Below are 17,939 nucleotides of genomic sequence, written 5' to 3' on the forward strand. Positions count from 1 at the left end.
TGGCCGGCCTTGGTGGGTCGGCCTCTCCCACTTCGAGGTAGACCCGATGTCGTTGATCCGCCTGCTGTCGCTGCTGCTCCTGATGACCCTCACCGGCTGCGCCAGCAGCGGCGCCCGCCACTGGGTGGAACTGGGCGGTGCCCGCTACCAGGTGGAGCTGGCCGTGGATGACGCCAGCCGCGCCCGCGGGCTGATGTTCCGCGACCAGATGCCCGCCGACCACGGCATGCTGTTCCTGCATGAGCGCGAGGAACTGCAGGCGTACTGGATGAAGAACACCAAGATCGCACTGGACATCCTGTACTTCGATGCCGAGCGCCGCCTGGTCAGCCAGCAGCGCGACGTGCCGCCGTGCTCGGCCGGCGATCGTTGCCCGCCGTACCCCAGCAGCGGCCCCGCCCGCTACGTGCTCGAACTCAACGCCGGCCAGGCCGAGAAGCTGGGCCTGCAGGATGGCACCCAGATCATCTTCGGCCCGGGCATCGCCGACGCGAAGTGAGCCCCGCCCCGGTGCCCGGTGTTTTTCACGCCGGGCTGCTTGAAACCGGCTGCGTTTGACGCCAGTCTGTAGCCATGCAGGGGCTGATCACATTGCCGACGTGGGATTCGCTGGCCGAGCTGGACGATGACGCGCTGCCGCTGTTGCCCACCGCGTTGCTGATCGCCCGCGACGAATACCCCGACCTGGATCCGACCGTCTACGACGCGGTCCTGCAGAGCCATGCCGACCACCTGCGCACCGAGGTGGACACCATCGAGCACTGGCCGCTGAAGATCGCCGCGGTCAACCGCCACCTGTTCGACGAACTGGGCTACGGCGGCGACCACGGCGAGTATTACGACCCGCGCAACAGCTACCTCAACCAGGTGTTCGAACGCCGCCTGGGCAACCCGATCTCGCTGGCGCTGGTGCAGATGGAAGTCGCCCGGCGCCTGGGCATTCCGCTGGACGGGGTGTCCTTCCCCGGCCATTTCCTGGTGCGGCTGCCGGTGGATGACGGCATGCTGGTGATGGACCCGTTCAACGGCGGGCGCCCCCTGGACGTGGAAGAACTGCGCGAGCGTGCGCGTGCGCACCTGGGCGGTGAAACCCCGGACGACCACGTGCTGGCGCAGATCCTGGATGCCGCCCCGGCGCGCGCGATCCTGATGCGCATGCTGCGCAACCTGCATGGGGTGTACGTGGAGCGCGGCGAGTGGGACCGGGCCGCGCGCAGTGCCGACCGCCTGCTCAAGCTGGCCCCCGAACAGGACGACGCCCTGCGCGATCGTGGCATGGCCTACCTGCACCTGGATTACCAGGCCGGCGCGCGCAGCGACCTGGCCCTGTACCTGCAGCGCAACGCGCAGGCCACCGACGCCCATTGGGTCCGCGAAAAGCTGGTGGAGATGAGCGGGCGCCTGCCGCGTCTGCACTGACGGCGACACATCGACCCGAGGTCGAGACCTCCACCTCCCGCGCCGATGTACCGCACGACCGTGGGTCGTGCGTCACGCGACACGCGTCAATCGACCTCGACCATCTCGAAATCGTCCTTGGTCACGCCGCAGTCCGGGCACGTCCAGGTGTCGGGGATGTCTTCCCAGCGCGTGCCCGGCGCGATGCCCTCCTCGGGCAGGCCGTCCACTTCCCGGTACAGGAAGCCGCAGACAACGCACATCCAGGTGCGGAAGGTGGTGGCGGTGGCATCGGTCATTGGATAATCACGGCTGGACAAGAACTGGCGAAGGCCATTGTCCCACTCCCGTCGTACTACCGGTAGCCACCGATGACTCCTGCTCCCGCTTCCACGCCCGCCGCGCGCGGTGTGTACCTGATCACCCCCGACGAGGCCGACACCGCCCGCCTGCTGGCGCGCACCGCGCCGCTGCTGGCCGCCGGCGCCACCTGGCTGCAGTACCGCAACAAGGCCGCCGATGCCGCCCTGCAACGAGCCCAGGCCACCGCCCTGCAGGCCCTGTGCGCCTCCTGCGGCGTGCCGCTGATCATCAACGACGACCCGGCCCTGGCCCGCCTGGTGGGGGCGGCTGGCGTGCACCTGGGCGGCACCGACGGCGACATCGGCGCCGCGCGCGCCCTGCTCGGCCCGCAGGCGATCATCGGGGCCTCCTGCTATGACCAGTTCGCCAATGCCGAGCGCGCCGTCGCCGCCGGTGCCAGTTACGTGGCCTTCGGGGCCTTCTTCCCCACCACCACCAAGGTCACCACCAGCCGCGCCCACACCGACCTGCTGCGGCAAAGCGCCGCACTGGGCGTGCCGCGGGTGGCGATCGGCGGGCTGACCCCGGACAATGTCGGTCCCCTCATTGCCGCCGGCGCCGATCTGGTGGCCGTGGTCAGCAGCGTGTTCGCCGCCGCCGATCCGGTAGCCACCCAGCACGCCTTCCTCGCCCAGTTCGCGTAAGCCCCAGGAAACCCCATGAACCACGACCAGTCCCACGCCCTGTTCAGCCGTGCCCGCAAGCTGCTTCCCGGCGGCGTCAATTCGCCGGTGCGCGCGTTCAAGTCGGTGGGCGGCGAGCCGTTCTTCGTCGAGCGCGCCGACGGCGCCTACCTGTACGACGTCGATGGCAACCGCTACATCGACTACGTGGGCTCGTGGGGCCCGATGATCGTCGGCCACAACCACCCGGCCGTGCGCCAGGCGGTCAAGCACGCGATCAACAACGGCCTGTCCTTCGGCGCGCCGTGCCAGGCCGAAGTGGTGATGGCCGAAACCCTCACCCGGTTGATCCCCTCGTGCGAGATGGTGCGCATGGTCAACTCCGGCACCGAGGCCACGCTGTCGGCCATCCGCCTGGCGCGCGGCGCCACCGGGCGCAACCGCATCGTCAAGTTCGAGGGCTGCTACCACGGCCATGGCGACTCGTTCCTGGTCAAGGCCGGCAGCGGCATGCTGACCCTGGGCGTGCCCACCTCGCCGGGCGTGCCGGCCGGCCTGAGCGAGCTCACCCTGACCCTGCCCTACAACGATGTCGAGGCGGCCACCGCCTTGTTCGCCGAGCAGGGCGAGCACATCGCCGGGCTGATCATCGAACCGGTGGTCGGCAACGCCAACTGCATCCCGCCGCGCGCCGGCTACCTGCAGCACCTGCGTGCGCTGTGCACCCAGTACGGGGCGCTGCTGATCTTCGATGAAGTGATGACCGGCTTCCGGGTCGCACTCGGCGGCGCGCAGGCGCACTACGGCATCACCCCGGACCTGACCACCTTCGGCAAGATCATCGGCGGCGGCATGCCGGTGGGCGCCTATGGCGGCCGCGCCGACCTGATGTCGCAGATCGCCCCGGCCGGGCCGATCTACCAGGCCGGCACCCTCAGCGGCAACCCCGTGGCGATGGCCGCCGGCCTGGCCATGCTGGAACTGGTGCAGGAACCCGGCTTCCACGATCGCCTTGCCGCGGCCACCGCGCGCCTGTGCGCCGGGCTGGAAGCGGCCGCGGCGGCCGCGGGCGTGGCGGTGACCACCACCCAGGTGGGCGGCATGTTCGGCTTGTTCTTCACCGATCAACAGGTGGAAACCTACGCGCAGGCGACCTCGTGCGACATCGCCGCGTTCAACACCTTCTTCCACGCGATGCTGGAGCGCGGCGTGTTCCTGGCGCCGTCGGCGTACGAAGCCGGCTTCATGTCCAGCGCCCACGATGACAGCGTGATCGAGGCCACCCTGGAAGCCGCCCGCGAGGCGTTCAAGGTGGTCAAGGGCTGAGCATCGCCGCGATCATGCGCTGATTGTGGAATGGCGATACCGGCCTGATGAATCGCCGCGATTTTGGGGGGTAGAGCCACCCCATGGGTGGCTGCCTCCCGATCAGGTGTTACGTGCAGCCACCCATGGGGTGGCTACCGGCGCGGCGACCTGCGCCGATGGTGGAGGCGCGGGGCGTGCGCCGATTGTGGAATGGCGATACCGGCCTGATGAATCGCTGCGATCCTGGGGGTAGAGCCACCCCATGGGTGGCTGCCCCTCCGATCAGGCGTTGCGTGCAGCCACCCATGGGGTGGCTCTACCGGTGCGGTGACGTGCGCCGATTGTTGAGGCGCGGTGACGCACGCCATTGCCGCGATGCGGCGGTCCGCCGATAGCGGTCAGCCGAAGATGAAACGGCCCTTCATCATCGCGAAGTGGCCGGGGAACGAGCAGAAGAAAGTGTAGTCGCCGCCCTTGGTGAGCTTGGCGGTGGCGAAGGTCACGCGCGTGGTCTGGCCACCGCCGATCACCGTGGTGTGTGCGAGCACGCGGGCATCGGCCTTGGGCAGGTAGCTGTCGGCCAGCGTCATGCGCATGCCCGCCATCGCCACGGGCGCGTAATCGGCGCTGCGGGTGAGCACCCAGTTGTGGCCCATCGCGGTGGCGGCCAGCTTGCCGGTGTGGCGCAGGGTCAGCGTGACCTGGCTGCAGTCCGCGCCGACCTTGATCTCCTTCTGGCTGAAGGTCATCTGGTCGGTGCTGTCGATGCTGACCGCGCATACGCGGGCGTGCGCGGCCGGGGCCAGCACCAGGCCGGCAAGCAACACGGGAACAAGCAGTTTCACGGCAATCTCCATCGAACACTGCCCGCGATTCTAGAGGCCACGCGGGTGCGCGGCCTGCGACGCGATGTCGCACGGTGCCTGCGGCTGCGGTACCGTCGGGCATTGGACCGATGAGCGTGCGTGATGACCCCTGCCGTGGATGGCCTGCTGCTGGATGTCGATGGGGTGCTGGTGCGCTATTCGCGGCCCCTGCGCGTGCGCCACCTGGCCGCCAGCACCGGCTGCAGCGACGCGCAGGTGCACGCCGCCTTGTACGACAGCGGCCTGGAACAGCAGCACGACGCCGGCCTGGACAGCACGCTCTATCTGCAGCAACTGGGCGATGCATTGGGCAGCACGGTGAGCGTGGCGCAGTGGCAGGCGGCCCGCATCGCGGCCTCCACGCCGCAGGCCGGGGTGGTCGAGCGCATCGCGCAGGTCGCCCGCCGCCTCCCGATCGCGGTACTGACCAACAACGGTGCGCTGATGGCCGACACCCTCCCGCGCATCCTGCCGGCCCTGGCCCCGGCCTTGCACGGGCGCATCCTGTGCAGCGGTGCGTTGGGTGGGCGCAAGCCGGATCCGGCGGTGTTCGTGCAGGCCATGGCGCTGCTGGACGCGCGGCCCGGCCGCACGCTGTTCATCGATGACCTGTTCACCAACGTGCGCGGTGCGCGACAGGCGGGGCTGCACGCGGAGACGGCGACCGACAGCCGCAGCCTCGGCAAGGTGCTGAAGCGCTACCGCCTGGCGTAGCGCCAGGCGTTGCTGGGCGAACGCAAGCGCAGCCGACCCACTGTCGGCTCCACCTGGCCCGCGGTCATCGCGCGGCGATGAACGACTGCACGGCCGCGCGCAGGCGCTTGAGGCCTTCGGCGATTTCTTCGTCGGTGATGTTCAACGAGGGCACGAAGCGCAGCACGTCCGGGCCGGCCTGCAGGGTCAGCAGGCCGTGCTCGGCGGCATGGTCGAGGATGGCCCCGGCCTGGCCGGCGAAATCCTTGTCCAGCACCGCGCCCAGCATCAGGCCACGTCCACGCACCTGGCTGAAGACCTTGAACTCGTCGTTGATCCGGCCCAGTCCATCGCGCAGGGCCTGCGACTGGCGGGCCACGTTGTGGCCGATGTCCGGCGAGGACAGCTTGCGCAGCGCCACGCGCGCCACCGCCGCCGCCAGCGGGTTGCCGCCGAAGGTGGTGCCGTGCGCGCCGAACTGCATCACTTCGGCCACCTTCGGGCCGGCCAGCATCGCCCCGATCGGGAAGCCGCCGCCCAGGGCCTTGGCCAGGGTCACGATGTCCGGCTTGATCCCGTCCTGCCAATGCGCGAACAGGGTGCCGGTGCGGCCCATGCCCACCTGGATCTCGTCCAGCACCATCAGCGCGCCGTGCTGGTCGCACAGCTCGCGGATGCGCTGCATGAAGCCCGGCTTGGCCGGCATCACCCCGCCCTCGCCCTGGATCGGCTCGAGCATCACCGCGGCCACGTCGCCGGCGGCCATCGCCGTTTCCAGCTGGACCTCATCGTTGAAGTCCACGTAGCGGAAGCCGCCGGGCAGCGGCTCGTAGCCTTCCTGGTACTTGGGCTGGGCGGTGGCGGTCACCGCGGCCAGGGTGCGGCCGTGGAAGCTGCCGCGGAAGGTGACGATCACCCGCTGGTGGGCCGGGCGGCCCTGCGAGGCGGCCCACTTGCGCACCAGCTTGATCGCCACTTCGTTGGCTTCGGCGCCGGAGTTGCACAGGAACACCCGCTCGGCGAAACGCGACCCGGTGACCAGCTCCTCTGCCAGGCGCAGCGGCGGCTCGCTGTAGAACACGTTGCTGGTGTGCCACAGCTTGCCGGCCTGCTCGATCAGCGCCGCAGTCAGGTCCGGGTCGTTGTGGCCCAGCCCGCACACGGCGATGCCGGCGGCCAGGTCGATGAACTCGCGGCCCTGGTTGTCCCAGACGCGGGCGCCCTGGCCGCGCTCAAGCACCACCTGGCGCGGTTTGTAGACCGGCAGGTAGTAATGCGACAGGGACAACAGCGGATCGGTGGCAGCGGCGGTCATGGCAGTCGGGGCTTGGCGGGAAAGTGCCATTCTCGCGCCTTGGGCCGGTGGGGCACAATGCAGCCCATGCGACCGCTCACCGCCCCCCAGCTGAACCCCGCCACCGAGACCGGCTGGCGCCGGACCTGGTTCGACATCATCTACCGCCACGACACCCGGCCCTCGCGCAATTTCGACCTGCTGCTGGTCTACGCCATCATCGCCAGCGTGCTGGTGGTGATGTTCGACAGCGTGCAGCGCTTCCACCTGGCCCATGCCAGTTGGCTGTACGTGCTCGAATGGGGCTTCACGGTGCTGTTCACCGCCGAGTACCTGCTGCGCCTGGTGGTGGTGCGGCGGCCGCTGCGCTACGCGTTCAGCATCTGGGGCATCATCGACCTGGCCTCGATCCTGCCCACCTACCTGTCCCTGTTCATCCCCGGCGCGCAGAGCCTGCTGGTGGTGCGCGCGCTGCGCATCCTGCGGGTCTTCCGCATCCTCAAGCTGACCCGCTACATCGAAGAAAGCGGCGTACTGATGGAATCGTTGTGGCGCAGCCGGCGCAAGATCCTGCTGTTCCTGTTCACGGTGGTCACCATCACGATCATCGCCGGCACCCTGATGTACGTGATCGAGGGCCCCAACCACGGCTTCACCAGCATCCCCAGCAGCATGTACTGGGCGGTGGTGACCATGGCCACGGTCGGCTTCGGCGACATCGTGCCGCAGACCGTGCTGGGCCGCTTCGTGACCTCGGTGCTGATCCTGATCGGCTACAGCATCATCGCCGTGCCCACCGGCATCTACACCGCCGAACTGGCCAGCACCATGCGCGATGCCGACCTGGCCGCCCGCCGCGATGCGCGCGGCTGCCTGCACTGCGGCCTGGAAGGGCACGAACCGGACGCCCGCCACTGCCGACGCTGCGGGCACGCCTTGCCGGCGGTGTTCAACCAGTAGCGGGGCGGTCTACGCGCCGGGTGCCGCCAACGGCACCCGGCGCCCTCATTACAGCCGGTTGCCGCGCTGGACCAGGTCGTTGTAGGCGTTCATCAGTTTCAGCGGCGAGCCGCCGGGTGCCAGCGTGGGGTGGTCCATCCAGCCCTTTTCAAGCTTGGAATACGGCTTTTTGTCACGCACCCGCGCCAGCCGTTCCTTGCTCTCGCGGCGGAACTGCTCGGCGGACATCTCGAAGGTGGACCACCCGGTGCTGTTCGCTTCCGGCTTCACCTTGGCGTGCGCTTCGTCGGAAATCGCATTGAAGGCGGCGATCCGCTCGGCACCGGCGGCCACGTCGAAGGTGTCTTCGCTCATGAAATCCACCAGCGCCTTGGCTTCCAGCATCATGGACAGGCGGTAGAACTCCATGGTGCGCCCATCGGCCTTTTCCAGTGCGGCAAGCTGCGCGCGCTGGGCCTCGTCGTTCTGCGCTTCCAGCGCATCGCTGAAGCGCTCGCTGGACGCGGTGAATGCCTGCAGCGCCGCCATCAGCGGGGCGTGCATCTGCTTGCCACGGGCGAAGCCATCGTCCTCGAAATCGTCGCGGTTGTAGTAGCTGTAGGCCGCTTCGGCCAGCGGTGCCAGCGCATGCAACTGCGCCAGGTAATCCTTGGCCGCACCATCCAGGGCGGGCAGCGCGGGCTTGGCCGCCTGCGCGCGGGTGATCGCTTCATCGCACTTCTTCAGCCGGTAGGCGTCCACCTGCGCGGGACCGTAGCCGTCGCCTTCCTTGCCGGTCGGCCCCGCCTCCACGTCGTCGATCCAACGGGTGTAAACGGTGATGCCCCGGTGCAGGTCCGCGTCCATGCTGTTGTAACAGTCGATGTAGTCGTTGAGCTTGGCGGTCAGCGCCTGCTGCGCCTCCATGTTGTCCGGCGCGGCGCTGCCCGCCGCTTCCTTTGCCGCCGTGGGGGCCTTGTCACCGCCACCACACGCGCTGAGCGCCAGCCCGATTGCAGCGGCCAGCACGGCCGCAGATACCACCTGCTTCATCTACCTCTCCATGTTGTAAACGTTTCCAGAGAGCGCAAGTCTAGCAGGGGCGTGTACGGGTCACTCCAGGAACAGGTCCGGCAGCAGCGCGCGCGAGGGGTCCACCGCGTAGCCGTCCAGGTCGGTCACCCCGGCCTGGGCCAGCACCTCGTCATCGATCAGGAACTGCCCGCTGAAACCGGCCGCCTCGCGGGTGAGCACCGCGTGGGCGGCATCGGCCAGGATCTGCGGGGTACGGCAGGCGGCCGCGTCCACGCCGGGAATCATGTTGATCGCATCGGTGGCGATGATGGTGCGCGGCCACAGCGCGTTGACCGCCACGCCCTGCGGCCCGAACTCGGCGGCCAGGCCCAGGGTGACCAGGCTCATGCCCATCTTGGCCAGGGTGTAACCGGTGTGCGGTCCCCACCACTTGGGGTCCAGGCTGGGCGGCGGGGCCAGGGTGAGGATGTGCGGGTTGGGCGCCTGCAGCAGGTGCGGCAGGCAGGCCTGCGCGCACAGGAAGCTGCCGCGCGCGTTGACCTGCTGCATCAGGTCGAACCGCTTCATCGGCGTGTCCAGCGTGCCGCGCAGCCAGATCGCGCTGGCGTTGTTGACCAGGATGTCGATGCCGCCGAAGGTGTCCACCGTGGCGGCCACCGCCGCGCGCACCTGGTCCTCTTCGCGGATGTCGCACTTCAGCGCCAGGCCCTGGCCGCCCACCGCCGTCACCGCCTCCACCGCACTGTGGATGGTGCCCGGCAGCTTCGGGTTGGGCACCGCCGACTTGGCCGCGATCGCCACGTTGGCGCCATCGCGCGCCGCGCGCAGGGCGATGGCCAGGCCGATGCCGCGCGAGCCGCCGGTGATGAAAAGGGTCTTGCCTTGCAGACTGGCCACGTCGGTTGCTCCTGCGTATTCGTCGATCCGGCCAGTATGCCGCGCCCACATGGATTTCACCGCCCCGTGACGATAGTGGCCTCCCGGTTACCGCTGCGAGGTTGCTGCCATGCGCCGTTCCCGTTGTGTGTTGCCCGCCCTGGGCCTGCTGCTGATCACCACCGCCTGCCAGGGCGACCCGGCCGAACCGGCCGGCGCCGCGTCCGAACCTGCCGCGCCCCATGCCGCCACCGCCACCGCCAAACCTGCCAACGGCACGCTGCGCTGGAGCAAGGCGGTGGTCTGGAGCGGGGATCTCAACGCCTGCCGCCAGGGCGCGGAGGCGGCCACGCCCAAGTGCCTGACCACCGCAATGCAGGCCGGCGGTGCCAGCGCCGATGCGGTGGCCGCCGCCCAGCAGCTTTCCACCGACGGCGACCTGGCCTTCGTCACCGCCTGGCATGAACACGACGGCATCGGCGTGGCGACGGTCACCTACCCGTTCCGCGCCAACACCAACGAAGGCACGCGCCTGGTCGATGCCGGCGGCAAGCGCATCGACGTGGACACGGTGCAGTGGACCGACACGCTGCGGGCCGACCCGGCCATGCAGGCACTGTTGAAGACCCATCCGCAGGCGATCCCGTTCGCCCCGGCGCAGGCCGCCGGCACCGCGCCGCTGCCCGACGGCGGCGTGCGCCTGCTCTACCGCACGCCGCTGCGCGACTGCCACGCCTGCGCCGAGGCGGGGCAGCTGCAGATCGGCTACGACTTCGATGCCAAGCGGCACTTCATCGGGCAGCAGGTGGTGCCGTAATGCAGGCCGGGCCGGCTCAACCGGGACGGTAGCGCTGCACCTGCCGACGCAGCAGGCGCGGCACGATCCACCGATGGATCGGCGCCACCGGTAGCATGTACAGCCGGCCGAAGGCATTGTGGGTGTGCACCACGGTGGCGATCTCCAGCCAGTCGCCCCGCCATTGCAGCGCCACCTGCACATGCAGGTGGCGATCGTCGTCTTCCAGCACGATCGCATCGGGCGTGCACTGCTGCACGGTGAAGATGCCCAGCCGGTCGCCGGGGCGTGGATCGGGCGCGTCGGGCACCGCGCGCAGCGAGCCCAGGTGCTTCATGCCCAGCAGGCGCATGCCGCGGTTGCGCACGGCCATCAGCCCGTCGAACCAGGCCGGCACGGTGGCGGCCATGTCCCGGTAGGCCTGCAACGCCGAGCGGCCCGCGCGCGGCACGGCCGCCTGGCAGGCATGCACGAAGTCGGCCCCGGGCCGCTGCGCATGCAGCACGTTGCCGGCATCCACCGGCACGACCACCATCGGCGGCTGGCTCACGGCTTGGGCCCCTGCCCTTCGTTGTCTTCCCAGTGCAGGATCCTGCGGGTGACGAAGCGGTAGACCGGCTTGCCGGTACGGAACCACAGATCGCGCACCCATGAGGTGCGCTTGAGCAGGCGTATTTCCACCGGGGTGAGCCGGTCGCGGCAATACATGCGCTTGTGCTTGAGCAGGTGGCGCAGGTCTTCGCGCGCCAGCAGGCGCATCCAACGCGAGCGCGGGTTGCCGATCACCGCCAGCTGGAAATCGATCAACGCCGGCGACCCGTCCTCGCGGACCAGCCAGTTGGCTTCCTTGGCCAGGTCGTTGTGCGCGATGCCGTGCCGGTGCACCCGCTGCAGCAGGCGGCGCGCGGCGCGGAAATAGGCCAGGTCGCCGCGTGGCGGGCGCTGGTACATCGCATCGCCGGCCATGAAGCTGCGATCCAGCCAGCGCCCGTTCCAGGCCAGCAGCGCCGGGGTATCGGCCATGCCGTCCAGGTGCGCCAGCGCGCGGGCCTCGCGCCGGGCCAGCCACCACGCCGGCAGGCGCAGCCACCACGGCGTTGCCTCCAGGTCACGGCGGACAAAGCGCTGGCCGTCCTGCTCGATCAGCAGGATGCGGCCGAAGCTATCGGCCTTGAGGGCATGCGGGGCGGGATCGGGCGCGGGTTTCATCGGCTCATTCTAGGGGCGCGATCGCGTGCATTCACCGTTGTTGACGCACGTTGGCTTCCTTTGGCGGGCAGGCAGTCACCTTCACACCCCTATAATCGGGCGATGGACTCGTCATGGATCGATGCCACGCTTGCGTGGATCTCAGCTCACCCCGTGCTTGCCGGTGCGGTCATCTTCCTCATTGCCTTCTGCGATGCGGTCATCGTGCTGGGCGCGATCGTGCCGGCGTTGCCGCTGCTGTTCGCCGTGGGCGTGTTCATCGGCTTGGGCCAGATCTCCGGCCCCTATGCGGTGGCGTGCGCGGCTCTGGGCGCGTTTGCCGGTGACGGCATCAGCTATTGGGTCGGGCGGCGTTGGGGCGACCGCCTGCGTGGCTTCTGGCCGTTCAGCAAATACCCGCAGTTGCTGGACCGTGGCGAGACGATGTTCCGCCGCAATGCATTCAAGAGCATCCTGGTGGCGCGCTACGTGGGCGCGATCCGCCCGTTCGTGCCCGCCATCGCCGGCATGATGAAGATGCCGCTGTCGCGGTATTTCCAGGCCAGCGGCATCGCCAGCCTGTCCTGGGCGGTGCTGTTCCTGGCGCCGGGCTGGGTGCTGGGCGAAGCCTATGACGCGGTGGCCGCGGTGGCTGGGCGCCTGGTGATGGTGCTGGGCCTGGTGGCCGTGCTGATGGGCGCGGTGTGGGCGATCGTGCTCTACAGCTATCGCTGGTCGGCCTCGCGCATGGACAGCTGGCTGGCCACGCTGCTGCGCTGGTCGCAGCGCCATCCCACGCTGGGCCGCTACTCGGTCTCGGTGTTCGATCCGCAGCGGCGCGAGTCGGTGCCGCTGGCGATGCTGGCCTTGATGCTGCTGTTGCTGGGCTGGTGCTGGTTTGCGCTGTTGATGGCGGTGGTGGCGCATGGCGAGCCGCTGCGCCTGGACCTGGCCGTGCACGATGCGATGCTGGCCCTGCGCAACCCGCTGGCCGACTACCCGATGGCCGCGCTGGCCTCGCTGGGTGCCTGGCAGGTATTGCTGCCCGCCACGGCGGTGGGCATGGCCTACCTGGTCTGGCGCCGGCGCTGGATGGCGGCCACCCACTGGCTGGCCGCGCTGGCCTTCGGCCTGGCGCTGTGCAAGCTGCTGGGCGCCACCGTGCACGTGGTGCGCCCGCCCGATGCCAGCAGCGGCTTCGGCTTCCCGTCGGTGTCGGTGACCATGGCCACCATCATCTTCGGCTTCTTCGCGGTGCTGATCGCACGCGAGCTGCCGGGCCGCACCCGCGTGTGGCCCTACCTGCTGTCGGGCATCGTGGTCAGCCTGATCGGGTTCGCGCGCCTGTACCTGGGCGCGCACTGGCTGAGCGATGTGGTCGGCGGGATGCTGTTCGGCATCTTCTGGCTGCTGGTGCTGGGCATCGCCTACCGCCGCCGCTTCAACCGCTCGTTCTGGGTCAAGCCGGTGGCCTGGCTGTTCTACGGCACCTTCACCTTGGCGGCGCTGTGGTACGCCCCGCGCAACATCCCGCTGAAGCTGGCCCGCTTCGAGCCGGCCCAGCCGGCCCCGGTGGACGTGGCCGCCATCACCTGGTGGGAGACCCAATGGACGCAGCTGCCCTCGCGTCGCAACGAATTCGATGACGACCAGCGCTGGCCGCTGGACGTGCAGGTGGCCGGGCCGCTGGCGCCGCTGCAACAGCGCCTGGAAAGCCAGGGCTGGCACGTGCAGCCGCAGGCCGGCTGGGAGCAGGCGCTGCTGATGCTGGACAAGTCGGCCACGCCCGAGCAGGTGCCGGTGCTGCCGGCCACGCTGGATACGCGCGTGGAATCGCTGCTGATGCTGCGCCCGGGCAACGCGCCGGAGGAGATCTTCGCGCTGCGCCTGTGGCCGGCGCCCACGCGGCTGCAGCCGGGCGACCAGCCGCTGTGGCTGGGCAGCGCGCAGACGCTGCACTACCAGCAGCATTTCCACCTGATCGGGATGTGGCGGCCGATGCGTGGCATCGATCCGTCGCTGTCGGCGGTGCGCGAGGCGCTCGATGGCCTGCCGCAGCAGGTGGACACGCATCCGGAGACGCAGATGCCGGTGCTGCGGGTGCGCACGCCGACAGCGCAATGATCGCCGCCTCGCGCGGCCCGCGCGCGAGGCCGGTTACGGCATCCAGCCCAGCAGGTCGTCCAGGCGCTGGTGCGGGTCGTCGTGCTGCAGCAGTTGCAGGCGCTGGGATTCTTCCAGCGGCAGCAATTCGGCCAGCCGCCAGCCGACCCAGGCCGCCTGCTCCAGTTGCGCCGGATGGCGGGGCGCGAACGCGCTGCCGGCCTGTTCGATGATGTGCTCCAGCACGGTGGCCAGCAGCGCATGCTCGGGCCGCAGTTCGTCATCGTGGTCCGGCGCGCGCCACTGCACCTCGCCCAGCACCAGGCCGTTATCGCGCACCCGCGTGCGCAGCACGTGGAAGCGACGCTGCCCGCGCAGGCGCAGCATCAGCACGCCATCGGCACCCACGTCGAAATCCTCGATCCGCGCCTCCACGCCGTAGGCGGCCGGTGCCGCCGGGGCGCCGGTTTCCTCGCCGTCCAGGATCAGGCAGACCCCGAAGGAGGTGTCTTGGCGGCTGCACTCGCGCAGCATGTCCAGGTAGCGGCGCTCGAACACGCGCAGGCCCAGCGCGGCGCCGGGCAACAGCACCGCATGCAGGGGAAACAACGGCAGCGTGGCGGTGTCGGTCATGGCATCCACCGGCTCAGTGGGCCTGCAGCTGCGCCAGGAAGCGGCGCGGCGCACCGTCGAAGCCGCCGTTGGACATGAACACCACATGGTCACCGGGCTGGGCGATCGCGCCCAGGCGCGCGAGCAATGCATCGGTATCGGGCACGGCATGGGCCTGCCCGCGCACCGCGGCGATCACGCCGGCCGCATCCCAGGCCAGCTCCGGCCGGTGCAGGAACACCACCGCATCGGCCAGCGCCAGCGAGGGCGCCAGCGCATCGGCATGCGCGCCCAGGCGCATCGAGTTGCTGCGCGGCTCCATGGCCACCACGATCCGCGCCTGGCCGACCTTGGCGCGCAGGCCCTGCAGCGTGGTGTGGATGGCGGTGGGATGGTGGGCGAAGTCGTCGTAGATGGTGACCTCGCGCGCCTGGCCGATCACTTCCAGGCGGCGCTTGACGCTGCGGAAGGTGGCCAGCGCCGGGATCACCGTGGCCAGGTCCACGCCCACCGCATGCGCGGCGGCCAGGGCGGCCAGCCCGTTGAGCACGTTGTGCCGGCCCAGCAGCGGCCAGCGCACTTCGCCCACGCGCACGCCGCGGTGATGGACCACGAACACGCTGCCATCGGCCTGCACCAGCTCGGCGTGCCATTCCAGCGCGGGATCGAAACCGAAGCGCTCCACCGGGGTCCAGCAGCCCATCGCCAGCACCTCGGCCAGGTAGGCATCCTCGCCGTTGACGATCAGGCGCCCACGCGCGGGCACGGTGCGGATCAGATGGTGGAACTGGCGCTGGATCGCGGCCACGTCGGGGAAGATGTCGGCGTGGTCGTATTCGAGGTTGTTGAGGATCGCCACCAGCGGGCGGTAGTGCACGAACTTGCTGCGCTTGTCGAAGAAGGCGGTGTCGTATTCGTCGGCCTCGACCACGAACGCCCGGCCCTGCCCCAGGCGCGCGGACACGCCGAAGTCCTCGGCCACCCCGCCGATCAGGAAGCCCGGTTCGCGGCCGGCGGCCTGCAGCAGCCAGGTCAGGATGGAGGTGGTGGTGGTCTTGCCGTGGGTGCCGGCCACGGCCAGCGTGTCGCGCCCGGGCAGCACCTGCTCGGACAGCCACTGCGCGCCGGAGATGTAGCGCTGGCCCGCATCGAGCACCGCTTCCACCGCCGGATTGCCGCGCGACAGTGCGTTGCCGACGATCACCTGGTCGCAGTCGGGCGCGACGCTGTCGGTCCGGTAGCCCGGGTCCAGTGCGATGCCCAGCTGCTCCAGCTGGGTGGACATCGGCGGATAGATCGCCTGATCGCTGCCATGGACCGTATGGCCCAGTTCCCGCGCCAACGCGGCCACGCCGCCCATGAAGGTGCCGGCAATACCAAGGATGTGAATCTTGCTCATGCGTTGGATTGTCGCCGATCCCCTGCATCGAGGGCCATTGTCGTCAGACAATTCCTCTATCGATCGTAGGGAGATGATGTCGGGGTGTCAGGGAATCCCCGATAGCCAGCTTATGTGAATACGGACACAATTCAGCTGGCCAGCCGTAGTACCCCATTGGTCCTACTCCCCAAGAGGCCATCCCCAGGGGGGCTCATGCTGCGGGGCTCTGAGCAAGCTCGTCCGCTGGCACCTAAACCGCACGCCTGGCCCCTTCGGGGGCCGGGCGTGTGTGTTTTTACGACGCGACGCCCCGCAACGGCGCTGCCGAAGCAGCGCCGCGACCGGCTCAGCCGTGGATCGCCGCGCGGATGCGCGCTTCCACCTCGTCCAGCTCGCCCACGCCATCCACGCGCGCCAGCGTGCCGCGACCGGCGTAGAAATCCACCACCGGGGCGGTCTGGTCGTTGTAGACCTGCAGGCGCTGGCGCACCGATTCGGGATTGTCGTCGGCGCGGCCCTGTTCGGCGGCGCGGCCGGCGATGCGCTCGACCAGCAGTTCGGTCGGCACGTCCAGCTGCACCACCGCATCCAGCGGCTGGCCGATCTTCACCAGCAGGGTGTCCAGCGCATTGGCCTGGGCCACGTTGCGCGGGTAGCCGTCGAGGATGAAGCCGTTGGCCACGTCGGCCTGGCCCAGGCGCGATTCGAGCATGCCCAGCAGGATGTCGTCGGACACCAGGTTGCCGGCGTCCATCACCGCCTTGGCCTGCTTGCCCAGCTCGGTGCCGGCGGCCACTTCGGCACGCAGCAGGTCGCCGGTGGAAATGTGCGCAATCGACAGGTGTTCCTTCAGGCGCGTCGCCTGTGTCCCCTTGCCCGAACCGGGCGGTCCCAACAGAACCAATCGCATCAACCTGACTCCAACTTGGTAAGAAAATGGAAGGGCGAGCGCCCCGGGATTGTCCACAATCACGCTGCACCGCAATACGCGCACTTTACCCCATACCGGTAATGTCTCTGCAATGTCCTTCCCCCACCCCCAGGTGAAATGATGTCCAAAGGTACCCTGCTCTACGCCCAGTCAGGCGGCGTGACCGCCGTGATCAACGCCACCGCCTCGGCGGTGATCAGCACCGCCCGGGCCAAGGGAATCAAGGTCTTGGCCGCGCGCAACGGCATCCTGGGCGCGCTGCGCGAGGAGCTGATCGATACCTCGAAGGAGTCGGCGGCGGCCATTGCCGCGCTGGCCCATACCCCCGGCGGGGCATTCGGCTCGTGCCGCTACAAGCTCAAGTCGATCGAGGCCGACCGGGGCAAGTACGAGCGCCTGCTGGAGGTGCTGGCCGCCCATGACGTGCGCTGGTTCCTCTACAACGGCGGCAACGACTCGGCCGATACGGCGTGGAAGGTGTCCCAGCTGGCCAAGGCCTTCGACTACGACCTGACCTGCATCGGCGTGCCCAAGACCATCGACAACGACCTGGCGGTGACCGACACCTGCCCCGGCTTCGGCTCGGCGGCCAAGTACACCGCGGTCTCGGTGCGCGAGGCGGCGCTGGACGTGGCGGCGATGGCCGAGACCTCCACCAAGGTGTTCGTGTATGAAGCGATGGGCCGCCACGCCGGCTGGCTGGCAGCGGCGGCCGGATTGGCCGGCGAGGGCCCGGACGAGGCCCCGCACATCATCCTGCTGCCCGAGCGCGCCTATGACGAGGCGGCCTTCCTGGCCAAGGTCAAGCAGGTGGTCGAGCGCGTGGGCCATTGCGTGGTGGTGGCCTCCGAAGGCATCCAGACCGCCGACGGGCGCTTCGTGGCCGATGCCGGTGGCGGCAAGGATTCGTTCGGGCATACCCAGCTGGGCGGGGTGGCCTCGCAGCTGGCCGGCCGCGTCAAGGACGCGCTGGGGTACAAGGTGCACTGGACCCTGCCCGACTACCTGCAGCGCTCGGCGCGGCATATCGCCTCCAGGACGGACTGGGATCAGGCGCAGGCGGTGGGCAAGGCGGCGGTGCAGTTCGCGCTGAAGGGGCAGAACGCGGTGATGCCGGTGATCGTGCGCGGCAGCGACGCGCCCTACCGGTGGAAGATCGAGGCGGCGCCGCTGCACAAGGTGGCCAACCATGAAAAGAAGATGCCGGCCGGCTTCATCCGCAAGGATGGCTTCGGCATCACCGCCAAGGCGCGGGCCTACCTGTCGCCGCTGATCAAGGGCGAGGCGCCCCTGCCCTACGGTGCCAATGGCCTGCCCCGGTACGTGACGCTCAAGAACGTGGCCGTGCGCAAGAAGCTGCCCGCCTGGCAGGCGTGAGCCGCGGGCGCGCCGGCGGGCCGTGGCATCGCGCCCTGCCCGCCGGCACGCCATTGCCATTTGCGACATGCGGGGTGGCCCCCTACAATCGCGCCGAGCCGGCAGGACTTGCTGGACGTCGCACACCGCGATCCACCCTTCCGCGCCTGCGGACGA

19 protein-coding genes are annotated in these 17,939 nt (G+C 69.4%); 9 read left to right on the top strand and 10 right to left on the bottom strand.

Annotation, left to right across the window (positions count from 1 at the left end; genetic code table 11):
• Nucleotides 1–46: 46 nt before the first annotated feature.
• On the top strand, nt 47–499 hold the full coding sequence (locus RSA25_RS00175; protein ID WP_332806898.1) for a DUF192 domain-containing protein: 453 nt from the start codon (nt 47–49) through the stop codon (nt 497–499).
• A gap of 74 nt (nt 500–573) precedes the next feature.
• A complete protein-coding gene (locus RSA25_RS00180; RefSeq protein ID WP_332806899.1) occupies nt 574–1,419 on the top strand; it encodes a tetratricopeptide repeat protein in 846 nt (281 codons plus the stop codon).
• A gap of 86 nt (nt 1,420–1,505) precedes the next feature.
• Here the strand turns inward: RSA25_RS00180 and RSA25_RS00185 are convergent, their stop codons facing one another.
• A complete protein-coding gene (locus RSA25_RS00185) occupies nt 1,506–1,697 on the bottom strand; it encodes a rubredoxin (protein WP_332806900.1) in 192 nt (63 codons plus the stop codon).
• Between the two features lie 72 nt (nt 1,698–1,769).
• On the opposite strand from RSA25_RS00185, the gene thiE reads away from it, so the two are divergent.
• Together thiE and hemL are read left to right on the top strand one after the other, a co-directional pair.
• On the top strand, nt 1,770–2,405 hold the full coding sequence (thiE, locus tag RSA25_RS00190; protein WP_332806901.1) for a thiamine phosphate synthase: 636 nt from the start codon (nt 1,770–1,772) through the stop codon (nt 2,403–2,405).
• A gap of 15 nt (nt 2,406–2,420) precedes the next feature.
• A complete protein-coding gene (hemL, locus tag RSA25_RS00195; protein WP_332806902.1) occupies nt 2,421–3,710 on the top strand; it encodes a glutamate-1-semialdehyde 2,1-aminomutase in 1,290 nt (429 codons plus the stop codon).
• Nucleotides 3,711–4,090: 380 nt separating this feature from the next.
• Here the strand turns inward: hemL and azu are convergent, their stop codons facing one another.
• Nucleotides 4,091–4,549 carry an azurin gene (azu, locus tag RSA25_RS00200; RefSeq protein WP_332806903.1) on the bottom strand — a complete coding sequence of 153 codons (459 nt, stop codon included), beginning with the start codon at nt 4,547–4,549 and terminating at the stop codon, nt 4,091–4,093.
• A gap of 111 nt (nt 4,550–4,660) precedes the next feature.
• On the opposite strand from azu, the gene RSA25_RS00205 reads away from it, so the two are divergent.
• Nucleotides 4,661–5,272: an HAD-IA family hydrolase gene (locus tag RSA25_RS00205; RefSeq protein ID WP_332806904.1), complete on the top strand. Its 612-nt coding sequence runs from the start codon at nt 4,661–4,663 to the stop codon at nt 5,270–5,272.
• 64 nt (nt 5,273–5,336) lie between these two features.
• On the opposite strand, the gene RSA25_RS00210 is transcribed toward RSA25_RS00205, so the two are convergent.
• On the bottom strand, nt 5,337–6,566 hold the full coding sequence (locus tag RSA25_RS00210) for an acetylornithine transaminase (RefSeq protein ID WP_332806905.1): 1,230 nt from the start codon (nt 6,564–6,566) through the stop codon (nt 5,337–5,339).
• Nucleotides 6,567–6,632: 66 nt separating this feature from the next.
• Here RSA25_RS00210 and RSA25_RS00215 point away from each other — a divergent pair, with 66 nt between their 5' ends.
• On the top strand, nt 6,633–7,505 hold the full coding sequence (locus tag RSA25_RS00215) for an ion transporter (RefSeq protein WP_332806906.1): 873 nt from the start codon (nt 6,633–6,635) through the stop codon (nt 7,503–7,505).
• A gap of 48 nt (nt 7,506–7,553) precedes the next feature.
• Here RSA25_RS00215 and RSA25_RS00220 read toward each other — a convergent pair whose 3' ends face one another.
• Both RSA25_RS00220 and RSA25_RS00225 read right to left on the bottom strand, forming a co-directional pair.
• On the bottom strand, nt 7,554–8,537 hold the full coding sequence (locus RSA25_RS00220) for a YiiG family protein (protein ID WP_332806907.1): 984 nt from the start codon (nt 8,535–8,537) through the stop codon (nt 7,554–7,556).
• A gap of 60 nt (nt 8,538–8,597) precedes the next feature.
• Entirely contained in the window at nt 8,598–9,467 is an 870-nt protein-coding gene (locus RSA25_RS00225) for an NAD(P)-dependent oxidoreductase (protein WP_332806908.1), read from the bottom strand.
• A gap of 58 nt (nt 9,468–9,525) precedes the next feature.
• Here RSA25_RS00225 and RSA25_RS00230 point away from each other — a divergent pair, with 58 nt between their 5' ends.
• Nucleotides 9,526–10,212: a hypothetical protein gene (locus RSA25_RS00230; RefSeq protein WP_332806909.1), complete on the top strand. Its 687-nt coding sequence runs from the start codon at nt 9,526–9,528 to the stop codon at nt 10,210–10,212.
• A gap of 16 nt (nt 10,213–10,228) precedes the next feature.
• Here the strand turns inward: RSA25_RS00230 and RSA25_RS00235 are convergent, their stop codons facing one another.
• The gene (locus tag RSA25_RS00235; RefSeq protein WP_332806963.1) at nt 10,229–10,726 is read right to left on the bottom strand and encodes a DUF2867 domain-containing protein; all 498 of its coding nucleotides are present in this window, start codon (nt 10,724–10,726) and stop codon (nt 10,229–10,231) included.
• Between the two features lie 11 nt (nt 10,727–10,737).
• Nucleotides 10,738–11,400 carry a serine/threonine protein kinase gene (locus tag RSA25_RS00240; RefSeq protein ID WP_332806910.1) on the bottom strand — a complete coding sequence of 221 codons (663 nt, stop codon included), beginning with the start codon at nt 11,398–11,400 and terminating at the stop codon, nt 10,738–10,740.
• A 102-nt stretch (nt 11,401–11,502) separates the two neighbouring features.
• Here RSA25_RS00240 and RSA25_RS00245 point away from each other — a divergent pair, with 102 nt between their 5' ends.
• Complete coding sequence (locus RSA25_RS00245; protein ID WP_332806911.1) at nt 11,503–13,503, top strand: VTT domain-containing protein; 2,001 nt, start codon at nt 11,503–11,505, stop codon at nt 13,501–13,503.
• A 33-nt stretch (nt 13,504–13,536) separates the two neighbouring features.
• Here RSA25_RS00245 and RSA25_RS00250 read toward each other — a convergent pair whose 3' ends face one another.
• From RSA25_RS00250 to RSA25_RS00260, 3 genes are all read right to left on the bottom strand, one after another.
• The gene (locus RSA25_RS00250; RefSeq protein ID WP_332806912.1) at nt 13,537–14,115 is read right to left on the bottom strand and encodes an LON peptidase substrate-binding domain-containing protein; all 579 of its coding nucleotides are present in this window, start codon (nt 14,113–14,115) and stop codon (nt 13,537–13,539) included.
• Between the two features lie 13 nt (nt 14,116–14,128).
• Nucleotides 14,129–15,493: a UDP-N-acetylmuramate:L-alanyl-gamma-D-glutamyl-meso-diaminopimelate ligase gene (mpl, locus tag RSA25_RS00255; protein WP_332806913.1), complete on the bottom strand. Its 1,365-nt coding sequence runs from the start codon at nt 15,491–15,493 to the stop codon at nt 14,129–14,131.
• Nucleotides 15,494–15,821: 328 nt separating this feature from the next.
• On the bottom strand, nt 15,822–16,385 hold the full coding sequence (locus RSA25_RS00260) for an adenylate kinase (protein ID WP_332806914.1): 564 nt from the start codon (nt 16,383–16,385) through the stop codon (nt 15,822–15,824).
• A 141-nt stretch (nt 16,386–16,526) separates the two neighbouring features.
• Here RSA25_RS00260 and RSA25_RS00265 point away from each other — a divergent pair, with 141 nt between their 5' ends.
• Complete coding sequence (locus RSA25_RS00265; protein WP_332806915.1) at nt 16,527–17,783, top strand: 6-phosphofructokinase; 1,257 nt, start codon at nt 16,527–16,529, stop codon at nt 17,781–17,783.
• The last annotated feature ends 156 nt before the right edge of the window (nt 17,784–17,939 follow it).

Origin of the sequence: Stenotrophomonas sp. (assembly GCF_036662295.1) — a bacterium.
Lineage (GTDB): Bacteria > Pseudomonadota > Gammaproteobacteria > Xanthomonadales > Xanthomonadaceae > Stenotrophomonas.

Excerpts from the sequence above, each read along its gene's own strand:
- mpl (WP_332806913.1), bottom strand. The coding sequence starts at position 15,493 with ATGAGCAAGATTCACATCCTTGGTATTGCCGGCACCTTCATGGGCGGC.
- RSA25_RS00245 (WP_332806911.1), top strand. The coding sequence starts at position 11,503 with ATGGACTCGTCATGGATCGATGCCACGCTTGCGTGGATCTCAGCTCAC.
- RSA25_RS00185 (WP_332806900.1), bottom strand. The coding sequence starts at position 1,697 with ATGACCGATGCCACCGCCACCACCTTCCGCACCTGGATGTGCGTTGTC.
- RSA25_RS00180 (WP_332806899.1), top strand. The coding sequence starts at position 574 with ATGCAGGGGCTGATCACATTGCCGACGTGGGATTCGCTGGCCGAGCTG.
- RSA25_RS00260 (WP_332806914.1), bottom strand. The coding sequence starts at position 16,385 with ATGCGATTGGTTCTGTTGGGACCGCCCGGTTCGGGCAAGGGGACACAG.
- RSA25_RS00215 (WP_332806906.1), top strand. The coding sequence starts at position 6,633 with ATGCGACCGCTCACCGCCCCCCAGCTGAACCCCGCCACCGAGACCGGC.
- RSA25_RS00225 (WP_332806908.1), bottom strand. The coding sequence starts at position 9,467 with ATGTGGGCGCGGCATACTGGCCGGATCGACGAATACGCAGGAGCAACC.
- RSA25_RS00210 (WP_332806905.1), bottom strand. The coding sequence starts at position 6,566 with ATGACCGCCGCTGCCACCGATCCGCTGTTGTCCCTGTCGCATTACTAC.
- RSA25_RS00240 (WP_332806910.1), bottom strand. The coding sequence starts at position 11,400 with ATGAAACCCGCGCCCGATCCCGCCCCGCATGCCCTCAAGGCCGATAGC.
- thiE (WP_332806901.1), top strand. The coding sequence starts at position 1,770 with ATGACTCCTGCTCCCGCTTCCACGCCCGCCGCGCGCGGTGTGTACCTG.
- azu (WP_332806903.1), bottom strand. The coding sequence starts at position 4,549 with ATGGAGATTGCCGTGAAACTGCTTGTTCCCGTGTTGCTTGCCGGCCTG.
- RSA25_RS00265 (WP_332806915.1), top strand. The coding sequence starts at position 16,527 with ATGTCCAAAGGTACCCTGCTCTACGCCCAGTCAGGCGGCGTGACCGCC.
- hemL (WP_332806902.1), top strand. The coding sequence starts at position 2,421 with ATGAACCACGACCAGTCCCACGCCCTGTTCAGCCGTGCCCGCAAGCTG.
- RSA25_RS00235 (WP_332806963.1), bottom strand. The coding sequence starts at position 10,726 with ATGGTGGTCGTGCCGGTGGATGCCGGCAACGTGCTGCATGCGCAGCGG.
- RSA25_RS00205 (WP_332806904.1), top strand. The coding sequence starts at position 4,661 with ATGACCCCTGCCGTGGATGGCCTGCTGCTGGATGTCGATGGGGTGCTG.
- RSA25_RS00250 (WP_332806912.1), bottom strand. The coding sequence starts at position 14,115 with ATGACCGACACCGCCACGCTGCCGTTGTTTCCCCTGCATGCGGTGCTG.
- RSA25_RS00220 (WP_332806907.1), bottom strand. The coding sequence starts at position 8,537 with ATGAAGCAGGTGGTATCTGCGGCCGTGCTGGCCGCTGCAATCGGGCTG.
- RSA25_RS00230 (WP_332806909.1), top strand. The coding sequence starts at position 9,526 with ATGCGCCGTTCCCGTTGTGTGTTGCCCGCCCTGGGCCTGCTGCTGATC.
- RSA25_RS00175 (WP_332806898.1), top strand. The coding sequence starts at position 47 with ATGTCGTTGATCCGCCTGCTGTCGCTGCTGCTCCTGATGACCCTCACC.